Below are 20,590 nucleotides of genomic sequence, written 5' to 3'. Positions count from 1 at the left end.
TCCTTGAGTTGTCCCATGCGGTTGTCGCGGTTTTTTCTACCCATCCTGAAAGAGAATCCGAAAGAGGCGGAGATCGTCTCGCATCGGCTGATGCTGCGCGCGGGCATGATGCGGCAGGAAGCGGCCGGCATCTACGCCTGGCTGCCGCTGGGCTTCCGGGTTTTGAAGAAGATCGAGCAGATCGTTCGTGAGGAACAGGACCGCGCCGGTGCGCTGGAACTGTTGATGCCGACGCTGCAGCTTGCCGACCTCTGGCGCGAGAGCGGCCGTTACGATGCCTATGGTCCGGAGATGCTGCGCATCACCGATCGCCACAAGCGCGAATTGCTGTACGGGCCGACCAATGAGGAAATGATCACCGAGATCTTTCGCGCTTACGTCAAATCCTACAAGAGCCTGCCGCTCAATCTCTATCACATCCAGTGGAAGTTCCGTGACGAGCAGCGCCCGCGGTTCGGCGTGATGCGCGGCCGCGAATTCCTGATGAAGGACGCTTACTCCTTCGACATCGACGAGGCGGCGGCGCGCCGTTCCTATAACCGGATGTTCGTGGCTTACCTGCGCACCTTCGCGCGGATGGGATTGAAGGCGATCCCGATGCGTGCCGAGACCGGCCCGATCGGCGGCGATCTCAGCCATGAATTCATCGTGCTGGCGGAAACCGGCGAGTCCGGCGTGTTCTGCAACAGCGACGTGCTCAACCTGCCGATCCCGCCCGATGACGTCGATTATGACGGTGATCTCACTGACATCATCAAGCAATGGACATCGGTCTATGCCGCGACCGAGGACGTCCACGATGCCGATCGCTACGAACGCGAAGTGCCGGCCGACAAGCGCGTCAATACGCGTGGCATCGAGGTCGGCCAGATCTTCTATTTCGGCACCAAATATTCCGACGCGATGAAGGCGCTGGTTGCCGGCGCCGACGGCGTCGACGTGCCGATCCATGGCGGCTCCTACGGTGTCGGCGTATCGCGCCTGGTCGGCGCCATCATCGAGGCCTGTCACGACGATGCCGGCATCAAATGGCCCGAAGCCGTGGCGCCGTTCACGGCTGTGATCCTGAACCTGAAGCAAGGGGATGCTGCCGTCGATGGCGCCTGCGAGAAGCTTTATCGCGAACTTCAGGCCAAGGGCGTCGACGTGCTCTATGACGATACCGACCAGCGCGCGGGCGCAAAGTTCGCTGCCGCCGACCTGATCGGTATCCCCTGGCAGATTCTGGTCGGGCCGAAGGGCCTCGCCGAGGGCAAGCTTGAGATCAAGCGGCGCAGCGACGGTTCGCGCGAAAATCTAAGCCCGGCGGAATTGGTGGCAAAGATAGCGGGATAAGATATCCACCGCGCTTGTAATGTTGGCCATTAAGGCCACATTTGGCCCGAATCATGGGATTATCGAGTAATGGATGAGACCATGAACGAGACAGCCCGCACCCCGCCTTTTGCGCCCTTCGAATGGCTGTTGTCCGGGCGTTATTTGCGCGCGCGTCGCAAGGAAGGCTTCATTTCGGTCATCGCCGGATTTTCCTTCCTCGGCATCATGCTCGGCGTCGCCACGCTGATCATCGTGATGGCTGTGATGAACGGCTTCCGCAAGGAACTGCTGGACAAGATCCTCGGGCTGAACGGGCATTTGCTGGTGCAACCGCTGGAATCGCCGTTGACCGACTGGAAGGACGTCGCCGAGCGCATCAGCCAGGTCGACGGCATCCGCCTTGCTGCGCCGGTCGTGGACGGTCAGGCACTGGCGTCCTCGGCCTTCAACGCCGCCGGCGTGCTGGTGCGCGGCATGCGGTCTGCGGACCTGAACAACCTCACCTCGATCGCCAAGAACATCAAGCAGGGCACGATGGAGGGATTTGACGAGGGGCAGGGCGTTATCATCGGGCGTCGGCTCGCCGATCAATTGTCGCTGCATGCCGGCGACACCATCACGCTGGTCGCGCCCAAGGGCGCGGTGACCCCGATGGGAACCACGCCGCGCATCAAACCTTACAAGGTGGCGGCCGTGTTCGAGATCGGCATGTCGGAATATGACGCCAGCTTCGTGTTCATGCCGCTGCCGGAGTCGCAGGCCTATTTCAACCGCAAGGAGGACGTGACCGCGATCGAGGTATTCACCAGCAACCCCGATCGAATCGACGCGTTCCGCAAGAGCGTGACGGAGGCCTCGGGGCGGCCAGTGTTCCTGGTCGACTGGCGGCAGCGCAACTCGACCTTCTTCAATGCGCTGCAGGTCGAGCGCAATGTGATGTTTTTGATCCTGACCATGATCGTGCTGGTTGCCGCGCTCAACATCGTTTCCGGCCTGATCATGCTGGTCAAGGACAAGGGGCAGGACATCGCCATCCTGCGCACCATGGGCGCCTCGCAGGGCTCGATCATGCGGATATTCCTGATCACGGGCGCTGCGATCGGTGTGGTCGGCACGCTGACCGGCTTCTTTGTCGGCATGCTGATCTGCCTGAACATCGAATCGATCCGGCAATTCCTGTCCTGGATGACCAACACAGAATTGTTCTCGCCGGAACTCTACTTCCTCTCCCGACTGCCGGCGGAAGTCGATTTCGGCGAGACCACCGCGGTCGTGATCATGGCGCTGACGCTGTCGTTCCTGGCGACGCTCTATCCGTCCTGGCGCGCCGCGCGGCTCGATCCCGTCGACGCGCTCCGGTATGAGTGAGGACGAGATGGCCGAGGAGGCAGAAGATGTACCGGTTATCTATCTCCACGAGATAAAACGCGAGTACAGGCAGGGCGAGGCGACGTTGACCATTCTCAACGGCGCCAAGCTCGCGCTGTGGGCGGGACAGTCGGTAGCGCTGGTGGCGCCGTCGGGTTCGGGCAAATCGACGCTGCTGCATATCGCGGGCCTGCTCGAAAGCCCCGATGACGGCGAGGTCTATGTCGCGGGCACGCCGACCTCGCAATTATCAGACATCGACCGCACCCAGATCCGGCGCTCCGACATCGGCTTTGTTTATCAGCAGCACCGGCTGCTGCCGGAATTCACCGCGCTCGAAAACGTGATGCTGCCGCAGATGATCCGCGGCCTCAAACGCGCCGAGACGATCAAGCGCTCGGAGGAGATCCTGTCCTATCTCGGCCTCGGCGACCGCATCACGCACCGGCCGGCCGAGCTATCCGGCGGCGAACAGCAGCGGGTTGCCATCGCGCGCGCGGTCGCCAATGCGCCGCGGGCGCTGCTGGCGGACGAGCCGACCGGAAACCTCGATCCGCACACCGCCGATCACGTCTTCAACGCGCTGATGCAGCTGGTGAAGGCGACGCAGGTCGCGATGCTGATCGCCACCCACAATATGGAACTGGCCGGCCGGATGGACCGGCGGGTGTCGCTGGTCGACGGCCAGGTCGTCGAACTGGAGTAGCGCATGATCCGGACCCGAAGGGCCGCGTTAGAGCAAAGTGGATCCGGTTTTCCGAAGAGATCATGCTCAATTAGAGCGTTTTCCAGCGAAGTGGAAACCGGTTCGCGTCAAGAAAACGCGTCAAAACAAGAATCTAGAGCCCCGTTCCGATTCAATCGGAACGGAAAAGGCTCTAGGGACGTCGTTCAATAAACGCCGCGCCTGCGCACCGGCCGATCCTGATACGCATTTGCAAAATATGGATTGACGACGCATTGCGCCGCGCGGCCCGAGGCTGACGCGTTGCATTGAGGAATCGACGTATAGCTGCACTCATAATAGGTGATCGGGCCGTAGACATGCAGGCAGACCGGATATCCTCCGCCATATGTCTGGGCGCGCGCCGGAGCTGCGGCCGAAATCGTTCCGATTGCGAGAATTGCCAAAGCCAGGATGCGCATCAGTATCTCCTACGGAATTGGCGGCTGCGGTCGGTCTGCATTTCCGCCTTGGCGCTGAAATAGGGATTCGCAGCGCAATACGCATCTCGCCCGGAGGCGGTTGCCTGACACTGCGTGCGCGACAAAAAACTGCATCGCCGAAAATCGCAGCTCTTGTGCTCAAATCAAACAGATAACGCTCAGTAGCCGTTGCGGTAGCGCTTGTAGCGGCGTGCCGAGGGATCTTGAGATGCATGTGCGAAATACGGATTGATCACGCATTGCGCCGGGCGGCCCGAGGCCGACGCGTTGCATTGAGGCAGGGTGTAATAGGTACAGTCGTAATAGCTGAGCCTGCCATAAACATGCAGGCAAACCGGATAGTTGGGATCGTAAGTCTGTGCCTGCGCCGGTACTGCGGCCGAGGCCGCTCCGATCGCCAAAATTGCCAAAGCCAGAATGCGCATCAGAATCTCCTTCCGTGTTGGCGGTTGCGATCGGTCTGCATGTCCGCCTTGGCGTTGAAATAGGGGTTCGCAGCGCAACTCGCATCTCGCCCGGAGGCGGTTGCCTGGCACTGCGCCAGCGTCGAAAAACTGCAATCGCCGACACCGGCGCCGAAATCGCAGCCCTTGATGCAGTAGGGAAATTCGCGCGCCGCAGCCGGCATCGCGACTGCTGCCGACACAGCAAAGGCCACCATTAGCGCCAGCCATGCCCTTCGCATGCATCCTCCGCCGGTAGCCCCAAGAACCTTCACCGGAAATCTTCAGTTGCTGAGCAGACGATCCACCTACGCCCGCGTCAAATCACGTTCCCGCGTTGAATGTCCCTTGACGATGCGCGGCGCGATGCGCTCTCGGCGGGCGCTCAGTATCTGCCGGTGCCGGGGGCGGGCGGCAGCGCACGGCCGGGCAGCGGGCGATACCCGGCGCGCGGCGGCGGTTCGCTCTCGCCGATATAATAGGGATTGGCGATGCAGTAGAGAAACCGTCCCGAAGCGGTCGCCTGGCACTGCTCGTAACTCGTGAAAGTGCAGTTGCTGAGGCCGGGGTGCTCGTCGCCCTGGATGCAGAACGGATATCGGGTGCCGACCGCTTCGGCAGGCGCGGCGCCGAGTGCGGCCAGTCCACTCGCGGCCAGCACGGCTAGTACAGTTTTACGCATTTCGAATCTCCTTGATCGTACTTCCGCGCGTTGCTGGTTCCATTTGCACCGACACAAGCCGCACCGGCGCAATCCCGTCAAGCCACTCTACATTGCAATACCGTCGCAAGGCGAATGTGAATTTTTTGCGGCGGGTTCCGGTGCAAAGTTTCGAGAAACGCCTGCAAGACAACATTAACTTACGTTCACACTGAGGCCATTTGGTGTGGGCTGTTGCAGTGAGGTTACAGCAATTCGAGCGAACGATGCTATGAGCATGCCTCGGCCTTGGGGGCTGTCAAAACGGAACGGGAATAAAAAGTATGAAGAAGGTTTTGCTTGTTACGGCCAGTCTGATCGCGCTCGGCGCGGCTGCGCCGGCACTCGCTGCGGATCTCGCTGCGCGTCCTTACACCAAGGCGCCTCCGATGGTCGCTGCTGTGTATGACTGGAGCGGATTCTACATCGGCGCCAACGGTGGCTATGGCACGAGCCACAACTGCTGGACCAACACCGCGGTCGGCGGCGTTCCGTTCACTCCGGCTTCCGAAGGTTGCCACGACGCTGACGGCGGCACCATCGGTGGTCAGGTCGGTTATCGCTGGCAGGCCGGCAACTGGGTGTTCGGCCTCGAAGCACAGGGCAACTGGGCCGACTTCAATGGTTCGAACCCCAGCAACCTCATTGTGCTGGGTGGCGTCAACCGCACCAAGATCGATGCGTTCGGCCTGTTCACCGGTCAGGTCGGCTACGCCGCCAACAACGTCCTGTTCTACGTCAAGGGCGGTGCAGCGGTCACCAACAACACCTATGAAGGTCTGTTCGCTGGTACCGTGCTCGATCGCGCCGAGGAAACCCGCTGGGGTGGCACCGTTGGCGCCGGCGTGGAATACGCCTTCGCTCCGAACTGGTCGTTCGGCGTCGAGTATAACCACCTGTTCATGGGCACAAACAACTATAACTTCACCGGCGTCGCGTTCGTGGGCAATAGCCGCAACGACGACATCAAGCAGGACGCTGACCTCGTCACCGCCCGTATCAACTATCGCTTCGGCGGCCCGGTCATCGGGAAGTACTGATCTCGCGCACAACTAGCGAAACAGAGAAGCCCCGGGGCGTTGTCCCGGGGCTTTTTTCTTGAGCGGAGCGGCCGATCAACCATCGGGATTTGCCGGCATAACTCCTTCAATCGAAACCTTTGGGTAGTGGGCAGTCTGACTGTGGCGGAGCTCTGGGCTGGAAAACGCGCGGGACGGCGCGCATATTTGGGAGATGGCAGATTTTGAAAAATGCTCCGGCGACCTGCGAAGATTGATTGGAATTGCTGACACCAATGGCGTCCCGATGGCCGAAAGGTCGATTGACGAATATATGGCCGCCACAGAGCCTTCCGATCGGACCGGCGCCCTTCAGGAGGTTCAGCGGGTGGTGCAGACCCATCGCGACGCGGCAACCTCCGGCGATCAGCGTGATTTCGCTGAGGTAGTGAACGATTACATTGAGAAGCTAATGAGGAGCTTCGAATGACCTCGGGTCTGGAATTAACCAGGTCAGTTTGATTATGGCAGAGTTCCGGGCTGGAAAACGGGCGGTTCCGGGCGCATATTTCGGGGATGGCGACAATTGTTCAATGCAATTGCGGCGCCGAGTACAGACGCACCGAAGAGAAGTTCTTGGTACCGCACACGGGTGACGCGATCTGCGTAGTCTGCGGCGCTGCGCTCGAATCGTGGTTGGAGTCTGACCGCGTTCCCTCATACGAACTTATTGAACGTCCACAGACAGAAAGTCGGCAGGACAAGCCGCCCCAAACCTAGGGATCCACCAACTCATCATCGCGATGCTGGAGCAGTGGGAGCTAGCGAACTTCAAGCCGAAGTATCAATTCGTGGTCCGACAATACGCAAAGAGGGCCGATCAAATTAACCACAGGGGCCACTTCTCAAACTGACCCGCTACCGGCCCTTGACTCCCGGAACAAAAAAGGAACAATGTTCCTCATATGTTCTCATATCGTAGGGAGTCGGACGATGTTGCGGATGTTTGTGGAAGAAGCGGCGGCGCTGGCGTCGATTACGCTGTTTGTCGCGATGATCGCGGTCTGGGCGCAGGTGATTCCGCAGCTTTGATGCGGATTGGAAACCTGATCCAGGCCGACCCAAGCCGTCTTGCGGACGGGTTGGGGAAAAGCCGGATGGCGGGCGCGGAAGCTGCGTTCCGCGTGGACTCGGCAAGGCCAAGGCATCACCATCGCGGTGGCGAGTCGGCGCGCATCAGCGGCCGATGATCGCTCCCCACCATGATGCAAGAGCCCGTTAAGCGACATGTCCAGTGCCGGATTCGTTCATCTCCACGTTCATTCGGCGTATTCGCTGCTGAAGGGCTCGATCAAGATCGCCAAGCTCGGCGAACTGGCGAAGGCCGACCGCCAGCCGGCCCTGGCGCTGACCGACACCGACAACATGTTCGGGGCGCTGGAATTCTCCGACAAGATGGCGGGCTACGGCATCCAGCCGATCGTCGGCTGCGAGCTCGCCGTCGATTTCGGCGATCAGGACCCGAACGCGCGCAATGCGCTGGCTTCAGCGCCGTCGCGAATCGTATTGCTGGCGGCGCGGGAGCGCGGCTACCGCAGCCTGATGCGGCTGAACTCGCGGGCGTTTCTGGAAACGCCGGTGCATCAATCCCCGCATATCAAGCTCGAATGGCTGGAAGACGATGCCGAGGATTTGATCGCGCTGACCGGCGGCCCCGACGGCCCGATTTCGCTGGCGCTGCATGCCGATCACTTGGCGCTCGCGACAGGGCGTTGCGACCGGCTGGCGAATCTGTTCGGCGATCGCCTCTATGTCGAATTGCAGCGCCACGGCATCGACAAGGAGCGCCGCGCCGAATCCGGCCTGATCGATCTCGCCTATGCCAAGGGATTGCCGCTGGTCGCGACCAACGAGCCATATTTCGCATCAAACGACGATTACGAAGCCCACGACGCGCTGTTGTGCATCGCCGGCGGCAAGCTGATCGCCGAGACCGATCGCGAGCAGCTCACGCCCGATCACCGCTTCAAGACCCGCGCCGAGATGGCGGTGCTGTTCGCCGACATTCCGGAAGCGCTGGCCTCCACGGTCGAGATCGCGGAGCGCTGCTCGTTTCGCCCGAAGACGCGAAAGCCGATCCTGCCGCGCTTCACGGTCGGCGCCGGCTCGGGCTCCGATGCGGAGAGCGAGGAGGCTGCGGAGCTGAAGCGCCAGGCCGAGGAGGGGCTCGCAAGGCGCCTGCAGGTTCACGGCCTGTCGCCCGGCACCACGGAAGAGGAATACCAAAAGCGTCTCGCCTTCGAGATCGATGTGATCAACCGCATGAACTATGCGGGCTACTTCCTGATCGTCTCGGACTTCATCAAATGGGCCAAGGCCCACGACATTCCGGTCGGTCCCGGCCGCGGCTCCGGCGCCGGTTCGCTGGTCGCCTATTCGCTCACAATCACCGATCTCGATCCGATCCGCTTCGGCCTGCTGTTCGAGCGCTTCCTCAATCCCGAACGCGTGTCGATGCCGGACTTCGACATCGACTTCTGCCAGGACCGCCGCGGCGAGGTGATCGACTACGTGCAAGAGCGCTACGGTCGCGACCAGGTGGCGCAGATCATCACCTTCGGGACCTTGCAGGCGAGGGGCGTGCTGCGCGACGTCGGCCGCGTGCTGCAGATGCCCTATGGGCAGGTCGACAAACTGACAAAACTGGTGCCGCAAAATCCGGCCGCGCCGGTGACGCTGGCGCAGGCGATCGAGAGCGAACCGAAGCTGCAGGCGTTCCGCGACGAGGACCCGGTGGTCGCGCGCGCCTTCGACATCGCCCAGCGCCTCGAAGGGCTGACGCGCCACGCATCGACCCACGCCGCCGGCATCGTGATCGGCGACCGGCCCTTGAGCGAACTGGTGCCGCTCTACCGCGATCCCAAATCCGACATGCCGGTGACCCAGTTCAACATGAAATGGGTCGAGCCGGCGGGGCTCGTGAAGTTCGACTTCCTCGGCCTGAAGACGCTGACCGTGCTCGACGTCGCGGTAAAACTGCTCAGGCAGCGCGACATCCAGGTCGATCTGCCGACGCTGCCGATCGACGATGCGCCGAGTTACCAGATGCTGGCGCGGGGCGACGTGGTCGGCGTGTTCCAGGTGGAAAGCCAGGGCATGCGTCGCGCGCTGATCGACATGCGCCCCGACCGCTTCGAGGACATCATCGCGCTGGTGGCGCTGTATCGCCCCGGCCCGATGGCCAACATCCCGACCTATTGCGCGCGCAAGCACGGCGACGAGGAGCCGGAATATCTGCATCCGATCCTGGAGCCGATCCTGAAGGAGACGTTCGGCGTCATCATCTATCAGGAACAGGTGATGCAGATCGCGCAGGTGATGGCCGGCTATTCGCTCGGCGACGCCGACCTGCTGCGCCGCGCGATGGGCAAGAAGATCCGCGCCGAGATGGAAAAGCAGCGCGCGATCTTCGTTGCCGGTGCGGTGAAGAACGGCGTGCCGAAGGGGCAGGCCGACACGATCTTCGAGCTGCTCGCAAAATTCGCCGACTACGGCTTCAACAAGAGCCACGCCGCGGCCTATGCGCTGGTGTCCTATCACACCGCCTACATGAAGGCGCATTACCCGGTGGAGTTTTTGGCGGCGTCGATGACGCTCGAACTCAACAACACCGACAAGCTGTCGGAATTTCGCGCCGAGGCGCAGCGGCTCGGCATCAAGGTCGAGGCGCCGAACATCAACCGTTCGGGCGCCACTTTCGAGGTCGGCGAGAACACGATCTACTATGCGCTGGCCGCGCTGAAGGGCGTCGGCCCGCAGGCGGTCGAGCAGATCGTGGAGGAGCGCAAGAAGGGCGCCTTCACCTCGCTTGCGGACTTCGCAGCAAGGGTCAATCCCCGCGCGGTCAACAAGCGCATCATCGAAAGCCTTGCCGCGGCCGGTGCATTCGACACGCTTGAATCCAACCGCGCGCGCGTCTTTGCCGGCGCCGATGCCATTCTCGCCGCCTGCCAGCGCAGCCATGAGGCGGCAACGATCGGTCAGAACGATATGTTCGGCAATGCGGCCGACGCGCCGACCATCATGCTGCCGCAGATCGAGCCCTGGCTGCCGGCCGAAAAACTCCGCCGTGAATACGACGCCGTCGGCTTTTTCCTGTCCGGCCATCCGCTCGACGACTATGCGACCGTGTTGAAGCGGCTGCGGGTGCAGTCCTGGGCGGAATTCTCGCGCGCCGTCAAAACCGGCGCGACCGCGGGCAAGGTCGCGGCCACTGTTGTGTCGCGGATGGAACGGCGCACCAAGACCGGCAACAAGATGGGCATCATGGGGCTGTCAGACCCGACCGGCCATTTCGAGGCGGTGCTGTTTTCGGAAGGGCTCGCGCAATACCGCGACGTGCTGGAGCCGGGGGCGGCCGTGTTGCTGCAGCTCGGCGCCGAACTGCAAGGCGAGGACGTGCGCGCCCGGGTGCTGCATGCCGAGCCGCTGGATGACGCCGCGGCCAAGACCCAAAAAGGCCTGCGGATTTTCGTTCGCGACCCCAAGCCGCTGGATTCCATCGCGCGCCGGCTCAACATGCCGGAAGCCGCCACGCCGGGCGGTCCGGCAAAGGGCCTGCCGGCCAAGCCTGCGCCCGCGCCATCGGGCGGCGCCGATGGTGACGTCTCGCTCGTCATCATGCTCGATCTGCAGACCGAGGTGGAAGTGAAGCTGCCGGGGCGCTTCAAGGTCTCGCCGCAGATCGCGGGCGCGATCAAGGCGGTTGCGGGCGTGGTGGACGTGCAGACGCTGTAGGCCGTAGCGTTTCCGGCGGTGCAACTAACCGATCCCGCGGACAATCGCGTAAGTTGTGTTGCAACCTCACCGCATTCCCGGCTATGCCCTTGCAGGGGATTAGTTTTGGGGGCGTTATGTTGGGGCGTGGAATCGCGTTGCTGTCGGGTGCGTTGTTGTTATCGGGGTGTATGACCGCCAAAGTCGGAACAGACTATGCGGCGATATCGCAGAAGATCGGTCCGCCGAAACCAGGGCTGTCCCGGGTGGTGGTGCTTCAGCAAAAGCGCGACGGCCTGTCCATGGCCCTTTGCGCCTGCGACGTGAAGCTGGACGGCAGTCCGATCGGCAAGGTGCTCGTAGGAAGCTACGCCTATGCCGATGTCCCGGCAGGCCCGCATCAGGTCACCGCGACCGAAGTGCTGTTTCCCGGCGAGACCAAGCGCGATTTCACCACGGCGCCCGGACGCACCTATTTCTTTCTGCTCAAGTCGAGCGCGAGGCATGACGCGGTAACCGGTACGACCATCGTTGCCGGATTGGCCGGCGCCGTGGTTGCCTCTGTCGTAACGTCCGGCAGCGACAATACAGGGCCGGCCGACCTCATTCCGCTGGACGAGTCGACGGCGAGAACGACGCTCGCCGAGCTGCAATTGGCAGATTAGGCCTCAGCTCAGGCCTGCCAATAGCCGAAAGCGCATTGTGCGCGGTTGCCCATCCCGCCGCACAATGACGCAGCTCGCAAATTCAAGAAGTTGTCATGCCTTTTGCGATGCCGTCCTGCCCGATCCGGCGTATAATCGAATCTAGGGGGAACTGTTCTGCATCACGTGAATACCACCTGAAATCGCAGTAACGGAGGTCCGCCATGAAAGTCAAAGACGCGATGCACAAGGGCGTCGACTGGGTCAGCCCCGACACGCCCATCACCGAAATCGCCAAACTGATGCGCGCACACGATATCGGCTGCATTCCGATCGGCGAGGACGACAAGCTGGTCGGGATGGTGACCGATCGCGACATCGTCTGCAAAGGGCTTGCCGGCAACGGTTTCGATGCCAGCCGCGCCAAGGCGAGCGACGTGATGACCGACGGCATCCACTGCTGCCGCGAGGACGATGATCTTGCGAAAGCGGTGCATCACATGGAGACGCTGAAAGTCCGCAGGTTGCCCGTGATCAACAAGAGCAAGCGGATGGTCGGCATGATCAGCCTGGGCGACATCAGCCAGTTCGCGCCTAGTGATTTGATGTCCGGGTACGTGAAGAGCGTGGCGGCTCATCATTGAAGCGCCGGCCTGTTGCGATCGAAGCGTCCTGAACGGCGCGCCCGCCCGTTCGACCGCGAACGGGTGCGGAGCACTCTGCTTGAAGCCGCTCGACCGCGCCAGCCCAGTCGGCCGAACGAGCGCTCTCAATCGTGCGTGCTGAAGTGGCCGCGCCAGGCCTTCGCCGTCAGTCGCGCGAATTGCTCGCCCTCCATGCGGATCAGCGTGGCGTGATCGCCGCTTTCCATGTAGATATGCCGTCGCGCATCGATGCTGTCGTCGACGATGACGTCCAGCCCGTAGCACTCGCCGAGCGGCGGTATGGCCCCGCGTTCGCAGTCCTCGAACAGCCGTTCGATTTCGTCTTCGCTCGCCAGGTCGACCTTGTGGCCGAGCTGACTTTTCAGGGCCGACAGATGCAGGTGATGGGAGGCCGGCAGGACGGCCATCATGTAGCCGCCGTCACGGCGCAGCACGACGGCCTTGGCCAGCGCCTCGCCCGGCACATGGCAGGCCTCGGCTGTGCGCGTCGATGACATGGTAGGGGCATGGGGGATCAGGTCGTAGGTGACGCTCTGATCCAGATATTTCTGCAGGGTCGGGGCAACGGTCATGGCAGTTCCTCCATTGCATGGGCAAACCGCACATCGGGAGGAACTCGCGCAGCCGCCTCACGATGCGGGCGAACACGATTAAGGCAAGAGGATACGCCCGCCGGGCGGTCGCGACAATGCGAATTTCGGTGCAGGAACCGGGCGGAGCGGGGACACAAGGCGTGATTTGACCGCGGCATGCCTTGCTGAGAGCGCATTTGTTCAAGACATGTTCAGCTTAACGCGCGTTCCATGCGGCGCTTGGGCGGCGACAGGGTGGAAACCATGCGGTTAGCAAGAAGTTTGTCGATCCTATCGGTGTGTCTCGTTGCAATGTCCGGACTGGCGGGACATTTGAACACCGCCGCAGCGCAGCAGACGGAAAAGCGCATTGCGCTGGTGGTCGGCAACGCCGCCTATGCGAAATCGCCGCTGGCGACCGCGGCCAACGATGCCGGCCTGATCGCGCAGACCTTGCAGGCGGCCGGCTTTGACGTGATCGGCGCCCGCGATCTCGATGGCGATACGCTGCGCAAGAGTTTTCGCGACTTCATCCAGAAAGCCGAAAGCTCGGGGCCGGACACGGTCGCGATGGTGTACCTGGCCGGCTACGGGCTGCAACTGGCGGGAGAGAACTATTTCGTGCCGGTCGATTCCGCGATCAACCGCGATACCGACGTGCCGATCGAGGCGCTGCGGACCGGGGACTACATCCGCCAGCTCGCCTCGCTGCCGCTGAAGGCCGGCATAGTCGTGCTGGACGCGGGGCGGCAACAGCCTTTCGTCAACGGACAGATCGCAAGCGGTCTCGCTTTGGTCGAGGCGGACCCGCACATGCTGATCGCATTCAACGCGGCGCCCGGAACGGTCGCGCCGGCCGAGCAGGGACCGTACGGCATCTACGCCCAGTCGCTGGCCGAGATGATCCGGACCGGCGGATTGCCGCTGCCGGAGGTTTTCAACCGCGTGCGGCTTCGCGTCAACGAGGCGAGCAAGGGCGCGCAGGTGCCCTGGGACAGCCAGAAGGTCGACGCGGCCTTCACGTTCTTCGAGCGCGCACCGGATGCGCCCGCAGCCGCAGCTACGCCGCCGGACCAGGTCGCCGCCGTCCGCAGCAAGCCGATCCGCGATCTCGGCGTGCAGGACGCCTACGCCGCGGTGCTGGAGCGCGACACGCTGCCGGCCTATGAGGATTTTCTCGCCGCCTATCCCGACGATCCGATGGCGAAGCGGGTCAGGGCGATCGCGGCGGCGCGGCGCGAAGCGATCACGTGGCGCCGCACCTACCGCGCCGACACGCCGAACGCCTATTGGTCGTATCTGCAACGCTATCCACGCGGGCCTCACGCCGCCGACGCGCGCCGCCGCCTTGCCATTCTTACCGCGCCGATCGAGCCGCCGCCGACATTTGATGTCATCGACTACGACGTGCCGCCGCCGCCACCGGAAGAGTTCATCTATATCGATCGGCCGGTGCTGGCCTTCGGCGATCCCGAGTTCGATTTTGTCCCGCCGCCTCCGCCGCCGGTCTACTACCTGCCGCCGCCGCCGGAGGATTTCGTGATACTGGAGCCGCCGCCGCCACCGATCGGGCTGTTCATCCTGCCGCAGCCGATCTTTGTGCCGATACCGGTCTATGTGCGGCCGCCGCGCTATGTGGCGCCGCCGCCGAACAACATCATCTTTGCGAACATCCACAACAGGGCCGTCATCAACAACGTGATCAACAGGCCGCAAACGCCTTTGCCGGCGGTCGGGCCTGGCGCCAGACCTATTGGACGCCCCGGCGCCCCGGAGGCGACAGTTGCGCCGGCGCAGCGTGGTGGCGCCACGCCGACATTGCCGCCTGCCGTCGCGCAGAGGGCCACGCTGATTCAGCAGGGCAGAGCGCCGGTACCGCCGAGCGCTACGATCAATCCTGCCGTGAGAACTGGTTTGCCCGGCGCTCCTGCGGGACCGACCGGGAGGCCGAACGCGACGCAGCCGGTGAACGCGCCGCCAGGCACGTCGCCTTCGACACAGCCCTCGCCGAGGATCAACGCCCTGCCGGTTCCAGGCGCCAGGGGCGCGCCGCCCGCGCCTCCAAGTGCTGCGGTATCACCGGGGACCGTGAATCCGAACGCTCGGCTTGCGCCGGGCGCGCCCCGTCCGGGATCGGCCGCACCGACTGCACCCAGCGCAGCTACCGGCTCCAGGCCCGCCATCGGGGCGACTGCTCCGACGGCTCCGGCTGGCCAGCAGCCAAGGGTGGCCGCGCCGCCACCCAGCGCCGCGGCGCCGCCGAAGCCGAGCGCTACCGTCGCTCCGAGACCTCAACTGCAGCCGGAATTGCGGCGAGGCCCGCCGCCGTCGGCCGTACAGGCGGCAAGGCCGCCGCCACCGCCGGCAGCCCGCGTCGCTCCGGCCCCTCCGCCCCCGCGGATGGCCGCGCCGCCGCCTGCACCGAGGATGGCCGCACCACCCCCGCCACCCCCGCGCATGGCCGCGCCGCCGCCGCCACCACCAAGGATGGCCGCGCCAGCGCCGCCGCCCCGAATGGCTGCTCCGCCCACACCGGCGCGCGCGGCGCATCCGGCGGCGGCCCGAGGGTGCCCGCCGGGTGCCCGATGCTGATTGTTAACGGGCCAGATCCTCGGATCTGGCCCGAAGGCGCCCTAAATCGTGGGGCTGGAAGGCCGAAAAACCGGCCTTATTTCCTTGCTTCTGGCTGGAATCCGGCTATACACCGCGCCATCTCACACGGAAACATGGCTCAAAAGGCCGTCCGGTGGCAGCCGGGCCATAAGGCTCGTTTGCTCACACGTTTCCGGAGGAACCAACCGGAGAATCATCACTATGTCGCTACCCGATTTTTCTATGCGTCAGCTGCTTGAAGCTGGCGTGCACTTTGGTCACCAATCGCACCGCTGGAATCCGAAAATGGCGGAGTTCATTTTCGGCGCCCGCAACAACATCCACATCATCGATCTCGCCCAGACCGTGCCGTTGCTGCACACCGCGCTGAAGGCGGTATCTGACACCGTCGCCAAGGGCGGCCGCATCCTGTTCGTCGGCACCAAGCGCCAGGCCCAGGACGGTGTTGCCGAAGCGGCCAAGCGCTCGGCGCAGTATTTCGTCAACTCGCGCTGGCTCGGCGGCACGCTGACCAACTGGAAGACGATCTCGGGTTCGATCAAGCGCCTGCGTCACCTCGATGAAGTGCTCTCGTCCGGCGAGGCCTCCTCCTACACCAAGAAGGAGCGACTGACGCTGCAGCGCGAGCGCGACAAGCTCGACCGTTCGCTTGGCGGCATCAAGGACATGGGCGGTCTTCCCGACATGATCTTCGTGATCGACACCAACAAGGAAGACATCGCGATCCAGGAAGCGCAGCGGCTCAACATTCCCGTTGCCGCGATCGTCGATACCAACTCCGACCCCAAGGGCATCACCTTCGTGGTGCCGGGCAATGACGACGCCGGCCGCGCCATCTCGCTGTATTGCGACCTGGTGGCCCGCGCCGCCATCGACGGCATCTCGCGCGCCCAGGGCGACCACGGCATCGACATCGGCGCCTCCGCTCAGCCGGCCCGCGAGGAAATTCCGGCCGCTCCCCAGCCGGCCGGCTTCCAGGGTCTGGCCGGTCCGCGCGGCACCGCCGACAACCTCAAGAAACTCACCGGCGTGTCGGGTGCGATCGAGAAGAAGCTCAACGACCTCGGCATCTTCCACTACTGGCAGCTCGCCGAGCTCGACCACGATACCGCGCACAAGATCGGCGAAGAGGTTGGTCTTCCGAGCCGCGCCGATGCCTGGGTTGCCCAGGCCAAGACGCTGACTGCGGAAGCGGAATAATCGGTACGCCGCGTGGCCGGGTCTTCCGGCCACCGGTTCTGCTCCCCAGATTACGACATTCCCTGTAGCTGACGGCGGCACGGCGCAAAGCGTGCGCCGCGCCCGCGGCCAACAGGCAAGAAGGATATTCGACGATGGCAACGATCACTGCGGCGATGGTCAAGGAACTGCGCGAGTCGACCGGCGCAGGCATGATGGACTGCAAGGCAGCGCTCACCGAAACCGCGGGCGACATGACGGCCGCGCAGGATTGGCTGCGCAAGAAGGGCCTGTCGAAGGCTGCCAAGAAGGCCGGCCGCGTCGCGGCGGAAGGTCTGATCGGCGCGGTGACCTCGGGCGTCAAGGGCGTCGTGGTCGAGGTCAACTCCGAGACCGATTTCGTTGCCCGCAACGAGCAGTTCCAGGGCCTCGTCAAGATGATCGCGCAGGTCGCGCTGCACAACGGCGCCGACGTCGAGACGATCAAGGCGGCCAAGGTTGGCGATGTCACCGTCGAGACCGCGATTTCGGACGCGATCGCGACCATCGGCGAGAACATGTCGCTGCGCCGCGCGACTTCGCTCGAAGTCGGCAAGGGCGTGGTGTCGAGCTATGTCCATGGCGCCGTGATCGATGGCGCCGGCAAGATGGGCGTGCTGGTCGCGCTGGAATCCACCGGCAAGACCGATGAGCTCACCCATCTCGGCCGTCAGCTGGCCATGCACGTCGCCGCGACCAATCCGCAGGCGCTGGATCCGTCCGGCCTCGATCCCGCGATCGTGACGCGGGAAAAGGACGTACTGGCCGACAAGTACCGCCAGCAGGGCAAGCCGGAGAACGTGATCGAGAAGATCGTCGAGTCCGGCCTGAAGACCTATTACAAGGAAGTCTGCCTGCTGGAGCAGGCGTTCATCCATGACGAAAAGGGCAAGTCGGTCGCCCAGGCGGTGAAGGAAGCCGAAGGCAAAATCGGCGCGCCGGTGAAGATTGCCGGATTTGTGCGCTATGCTCTCGGTGAGGGAATCGAAAAGCAGGAATCCGATTTCGCAGCCGAGGTCGCGGCGGCCAGCGGCAAGAAGTAACCGCTGCGGTCAAAACCTCCCGGCGCCAGCGCGCCGGAAGTCACCTGCGCGGGACAAGGAAGCGATAAGCAATGGCTGAGCCGGTCTATCGTCGCGTCGTGATCAAGCTCTCGGGCGAATATCTCGCCGGCAGCCACTTCTTCGGTATCGACCAGCCTACCGTTGACCGCATTGCCGACGATCTGATCGCGGCCCAGAAGCTTGGCGTCGAGGTGGCCGTCGTGATCGGCGGCGGCAACATCGTCCGCGGCGTGGAAGTCTCCTCGCGCGGCGTGTCGCGCCCGACCGGCGACACCATGGGCATGCTCGCCACCGTGATGAACTGCCTGGCGCTGGAGGCGGCGATCGAGCGCAAGGGGACGCCGGCGCGGACGCTGTCGGCGTTCGTGATGCCCGAGATTTCCGAGCTGTTCACCCGCAGTGCAGCGCACAAATACCTTTCCGAGGGCCGAATCGTCCTGCTCGGCGGTGGAACCGGCAATCCGTTCTTCACCACCGACACCACAGCGGTGTTGCGGGCGGCCGAGATCGGGGCCCAAGCCGTGCTCAAGGCCACCAATGTCGACGGCGTCTACAGCGCCGATCCCAAAAAGGACCCGTCGGCCAAGCGGTTCGATCGCCTGACGCATTCGCAGGCGATTGCCGGCGACTACAAGGTGATGGATGCGACCGCATTCGCGCTTGCCCGCGAGACGTCACTGCCTATCATCGTATTCTCGATCGCCGAGCCGGGTTCGATCGGCGCGATCCTGCGCGGCACCGGCCACGGCACGGTGGTTGCTGGCTGATACGCCGGTGCTGCTTCGAACCGCGGGCTTTAAGGCGCCGGCGGCTGGTTCCTAAGGAGGGGAGAGTGTTATGCCCACGCCCGGTTTTGACATCAACGAATTGAAGCGCCGCATGCAAGGCGCCACCCACTCGCTCAAGCACGAGCTGGGCGGCTTGCGGACCGGCCGCGCGGCGGCGTCCATGCTGGAGCCGGTGCAGGTTGAGGCTTACGGCTCGCACATGCCCCTCAACCAGCTTGCGACCGTCAGCGTGCCCGAGCCGCGCCTGCTCTCCGTGCAGGTATGGGACAAGTCGATGGTGAAGGCGGTGGAAAAGGCGATCGTCGATTCCAACCTCGGCCTCTCGCCCGCGACCGAAGGGCAGGTGCTGCGCTTGCGGATCCCCGAGCTCAACGAGGAGCGGCGCAAGGAACTGGTGAAAGTCGCGCATAAATACGCCGAAGCCGCCAAGGTTGCGGTCCGTCATGTTCGTCGTGACGGGCTGGATATCGTCAAGAAGCTCGAGAAGAATCACGAGATTTCCGAAGACGATCAGGAGCGGCTCGCCCACGAAGTGCAAAAGGCGACCGATGGAACGATTGCGGAAATCGATCAGTTGCTTGCGGCGAAGGAAAAGGAAATCCTCACCGTTTGACGGCAACGTACAAGAGTCGAGATTGGTCCTGGAATTCAGATAATGCCGAACGCCGCCGCCCCCGCCACGGAAGGACCGGATCGATCCGTCCCGTTGCATGTGGCGATCATCATGGACGGAAACGGGCGCTGGGCGGCAGCGCGCGGCTTGCCGCGCGCCGAAGGCCATCGCCGTGGCGTCGATGCGCTGCGTCGCGTCGTTCGCGCCGCCCATGAACTCGGCGTGCTTTACCTGACGATCTTTTCGTTCAGCTCCGAGAACTGGTCGCGGCCGGCGACCGAAATCGGCGATCTGTTCGGGCTGCTCCGCCGCTTCATCCGCAACGATCTGGCGACGCTGCATCGCGACGGCGTGCGCGTGCGTGTGATCGGGGAGCGGGAAGGGCTGGAGCCCGATATCTGCACGCTCTTGAATGAAGCCGAGGAACTGACCCGGGCCAACACCAAGCTCAATCTCGTCGTCGCCTTCAATTACGGATCGCGCCAGGAAATCGCCGGCGCTGCGCAGCGGCTGGCGCGCGAAGTGGCGGAGGGCAAGCGCGATCCGGCGTCGATCGACGCCGATGCGCTCGGCCGCTATCTCGATGCGCCTGATCTTCCCGATCCCGACCTGATCATCCGCACCAGCGGCGAGCAGCGGCTGTCGAACTTCCTGATGTGGCAGGCGGCCTATAGCGAACTTGTGTTCGTGCCGATCCACTGGCCGGATTTCGACAAGGCCGCGCTCGAAAGCGCCATTGCCGAATACGCCAGACGGGAACGCCGTTTCGGCGGTCTGGCCGCGAAAACCGGATCGTGACCGAGCCCGAGGCCGCGCCGGCGGCAGCGAGCCAACCCGAATCGCGCAATCTCGTCATGCGCATCGCCGTAGCCGCCGTGCTGATCCCGCTTGCGGTCGCGATCGCCTATGCGGGCGGCTGGCTCTGGACCGCGCTGGTGACGCTGGCTGCCATCGGCCTGTTCGTGGAATGGCTCGCGATCGTGGGTCTCGCCGGTGCTACCCGCGTGACGGTGCCGGGTGTGGCCGCGCTTGCTATCGCCGGGCTTTGCTTTGCGATTGGCCGGCTCGATGCCGCGCTGATCGTGCTCGGTGTCGGCCTTGTTGCGGTGGTGTCGATTGCGCCGGAGCGGCGAAGCTGGGCCGCGGCGGGATTTCTGTATGCGGCCGCGGCCGAGATCGCCTCGGTGCTGGTGCGTCTCGATCCCGTCAAGGGATTCGCCGCGCTGATGTTCGTGCTGTTGATCGTTTGGGTGACCGATAGCGGCGGCTATTTCGCGGGCCGAGGCATTGGCGGCCCAAAACTTTGGCCGCGCGTCAGCCCTAAGAAGACCTGGGCGGGCGCCGCCGGCGGATTTGCCGCCAGCCTAGCCGTGGCGGCCGGGTTTGCCGCGTTCGATCTAGGCAAAGTAGGGCCGTTATTGCTGCTTTCCGGGGCTCTTTCGGTCGTCTCACAGCTCGGCGACCTCTTCGAATCCGCCGTGAAGCGCCGTTTTGGCGTAAAGGACTCAAGTCACATTATTCCCGGCCACGGCGGGCTAATGGATCGCCTGGATGGATTTGTCGCAGCCGTTGTCGTGGCGGCTCTTTTCGGTCTTCTGCGGGGCGGCGCCGATGGCGTCGGCCGCGGTCTTATGGTTTGGTGAA

General features: G+C 63.6%; 21 protein-coding genes. 15 read left to right on the top strand and 6 right to left on the bottom strand.

Annotated features, from left to right (window positions below):
• Positions 1-15: 15 nt before the first annotated feature.
• The 3 genes from proS to V1286_RS16930 all read left to right on the top strand — a co-directional run bounded on the left by proS (position 16) and on the right by V1286_RS16930 (position 3,391).
• Positions 16-1,335 carry a proline--tRNA ligase gene (proS, locus tag V1286_RS16940; protein WP_334481118.1) on the top strand — a complete coding sequence of 440 codons (1,320 nt, stop codon included), beginning with the start codon at positions 16-18 and terminating at the stop codon, positions 1,333-1,335.
• 69 nt (positions 1,336-1,404) lie between these two features.
• Positions 1,405-2,685: a lipoprotein-releasing ABC transporter permease subunit gene (locus V1286_RS16935; protein ID WP_334481116.1), complete on the top strand. Its 1,281-nt coding sequence runs from the start codon at positions 1,405-1,407 to the stop codon at positions 2,683-2,685.
• 7 nt (positions 2,686-2,692) lie between these two features.
• Positions 2,693-3,391: an ABC transporter ATP-binding protein gene (locus V1286_RS16930; protein WP_334481115.1), complete on the top strand. Its 699-nt coding sequence runs from the start codon at positions 2,693-2,695 to the stop codon at positions 3,389-3,391.
• Positions 3,392-3,576: 185 nt separating this feature from the next.
• Here V1286_RS16930 and V1286_RS16925 read toward each other — a convergent pair whose 3' ends face one another.
• The 5 genes from V1286_RS16925 to V1286_RS16905 form a co-directional block, all read right to left on the bottom strand.
• Positions 3,577-3,831, bottom strand: a complete 255-nt coding sequence (locus tag V1286_RS16925) for a DUF3551 domain-containing protein (RefSeq protein WP_334481114.1) — start codon at positions 3,829-3,831, stop codon at positions 3,577-3,579.
• Positions 3,831-3,956, bottom strand: coding sequence for a DUF3551 domain-containing protein (locus tag V1286_RS16920; RefSeq protein ID WP_334481113.1), 126 nt, complete (start codon positions 3,954-3,956; stop codon positions 3,831-3,833). Before V1286_RS16920 ends, V1286_RS16925 begins: the two co-directional genes overlap by 1 nt.
• Positions 3,957-4,010: 54 nt before the next feature.
• Positions 4,011-4,277 carry a DUF3551 domain-containing protein gene (locus V1286_RS16915; RefSeq protein WP_334481112.1) on the bottom strand — a complete coding sequence of 89 codons (267 nt, stop codon included), beginning with the start codon at positions 4,275-4,277 and terminating at the stop codon, positions 4,011-4,013.
• Entirely contained in the window at positions 4,277-4,537 is a 261-nt protein-coding gene (locus tag V1286_RS16910; protein WP_334481111.1) for a DUF3551 domain-containing protein, read from the bottom strand. The genes V1286_RS16915 and V1286_RS16910 overlap by 1 nt, the downstream gene beginning before the upstream one ends.
• A gap of 143 nt (positions 4,538-4,680) precedes the next feature.
• Positions 4,681-4,977: a DUF3551 domain-containing protein gene (locus V1286_RS16905; RefSeq protein ID WP_334481110.1), complete on the bottom strand. Its 297-nt coding sequence runs from the start codon at positions 4,975-4,977 to the stop codon at positions 4,681-4,683.
• A gap of 302 nt (positions 4,978-5,279) precedes the next feature.
• Here V1286_RS16905 and V1286_RS16900 point away from each other — a divergent pair, with 302 nt between their 5' ends.
• The 5 genes from V1286_RS16900 to V1286_RS16880 all read left to right on the top strand — a co-directional run bounded on the left by V1286_RS16900 (position 5,280) and on the right by V1286_RS16880 (position 12,057).
• Positions 5,280-6,035, top strand: a complete 756-nt coding sequence (locus V1286_RS16900) for an outer membrane protein (protein ID WP_334481108.1) — start codon at positions 5,280-5,282, stop codon at positions 6,033-6,035.
• A gap of 193 nt (positions 6,036-6,228) precedes the next feature.
• Positions 6,229-6,483 (top strand): hypothetical protein, encoded by a 255-nt coding sequence (locus V1286_RS16895; protein ID WP_108516190.1) that lies wholly within the window; start codon positions 6,229-6,231, stop codon positions 6,481-6,483.
• A gap of 797 nt (positions 6,484-7,280) precedes the next feature.
• Positions 7,281-10,790: a DNA polymerase III subunit alpha gene (gene dnaE / locus V1286_RS16890; RefSeq protein WP_334481105.1), complete on the top strand. Its 3,510-nt coding sequence runs from the start codon at positions 7,281-7,283 to the stop codon at positions 10,788-10,790.
• 170 nt (positions 10,791-10,960) lie between these two features.
• The gene (locus V1286_RS16885) at positions 10,961-11,434 is read left to right on the top strand and encodes a DUF2846 domain-containing protein (protein WP_334481103.1); all 474 of its coding nucleotides are present in this window, start codon (positions 10,961-10,963) and stop codon (positions 11,432-11,434) included.
• Between the two features lie 203 nt (positions 11,435-11,637).
• A complete protein-coding gene (locus V1286_RS16880; RefSeq protein ID WP_334481102.1) occupies positions 11,638-12,057 on the top strand; it encodes a CBS domain-containing protein in 420 nt (139 codons plus the stop codon).
• A 125-nt stretch (positions 12,058-12,182) separates the two neighbouring features.
• Here the strand turns inward: V1286_RS16880 and V1286_RS16875 are convergent, their stop codons facing one another.
• Positions 12,183-12,650: an aminoacyl-tRNA deacylase gene (locus V1286_RS16875; protein ID WP_108516180.1), complete on the bottom strand. Its 468-nt coding sequence runs from the start codon at positions 12,648-12,650 to the stop codon at positions 12,183-12,185.
• 264 nt (positions 12,651-12,914) lie between these two features.
• On the opposite strand from V1286_RS16875, the gene V1286_RS16870 reads away from it, so the two are divergent.
• The 7 genes from V1286_RS16870 (at position 12,915) to V1286_RS16840 (ending at position 20,589) form a co-directional block, all read left to right on the top strand.
• Complete coding sequence (locus V1286_RS16870) at positions 12,915-15,242, top strand: caspase family protein (protein WP_417021151.1); 2,328 nt, start codon at positions 12,915-12,917, stop codon at positions 15,240-15,242.
• A gap of 222 nt (positions 15,243-15,464) precedes the next feature.
• Entirely contained in the window at positions 15,465-16,463 is a 999-nt protein-coding gene (locus V1286_RS16865; RefSeq protein WP_334481101.1) for a 30S ribosomal protein S2, read from the top strand.
• A gap of 134 nt (positions 16,464-16,597) precedes the next feature.
• Positions 16,598-17,524 (top strand): translation elongation factor Ts, encoded by a 927-nt coding sequence (gene tsf, locus V1286_RS16860; RefSeq protein ID WP_334481100.1) that lies wholly within the window; start codon positions 16,598-16,600, stop codon positions 17,522-17,524.
• A 71-nt stretch (positions 17,525-17,595) separates the two neighbouring features.
• The gene (gene pyrH / locus V1286_RS16855) at positions 17,596-18,312 is read left to right on the top strand and encodes a UMP kinase (RefSeq protein WP_334481099.1); all 717 of its coding nucleotides are present in this window, start codon (positions 17,596-17,598) and stop codon (positions 18,310-18,312) included.
• Between the two features lie 70 nt (positions 18,313-18,382).
• Positions 18,383-18,946, top strand: a complete 564-nt coding sequence (gene frr / locus V1286_RS16850; RefSeq protein ID WP_334359821.1) for a ribosome recycling factor — start codon at positions 18,383-18,385, stop codon at positions 18,944-18,946.
• Positions 18,947-18,988: 42 nt separating this feature from the next.
• Positions 18,989-19,744, top strand: a complete 756-nt coding sequence (locus V1286_RS16845; protein ID WP_247515371.1) for an isoprenyl transferase — start codon at positions 18,989-18,991, stop codon at positions 19,742-19,744.
• Entirely contained in the window at positions 19,741-20,589 is an 849-nt protein-coding gene (locus V1286_RS16840) for a phosphatidate cytidylyltransferase (protein ID WP_334481098.1), read from the top strand. Before V1286_RS16845 ends, V1286_RS16840 begins: the two co-directional genes overlap by 4 nt.
• The last annotated feature ends 1 nt before the right edge of the window (position 20,590 follow it).

Origin of the sequence: Bradyrhizobium algeriense, from assembly GCF_036924595.1 — a bacterium.
Lineage (GTDB): Bacteria > Pseudomonadota > Alphaproteobacteria > Rhizobiales > Xanthobacteraceae > Bradyrhizobium > Bradyrhizobium algeriense.
Note: the sequence above shows the minus strand (reverse complement) of the source record. Positions and strands in the feature narration are given on the sequence as shown.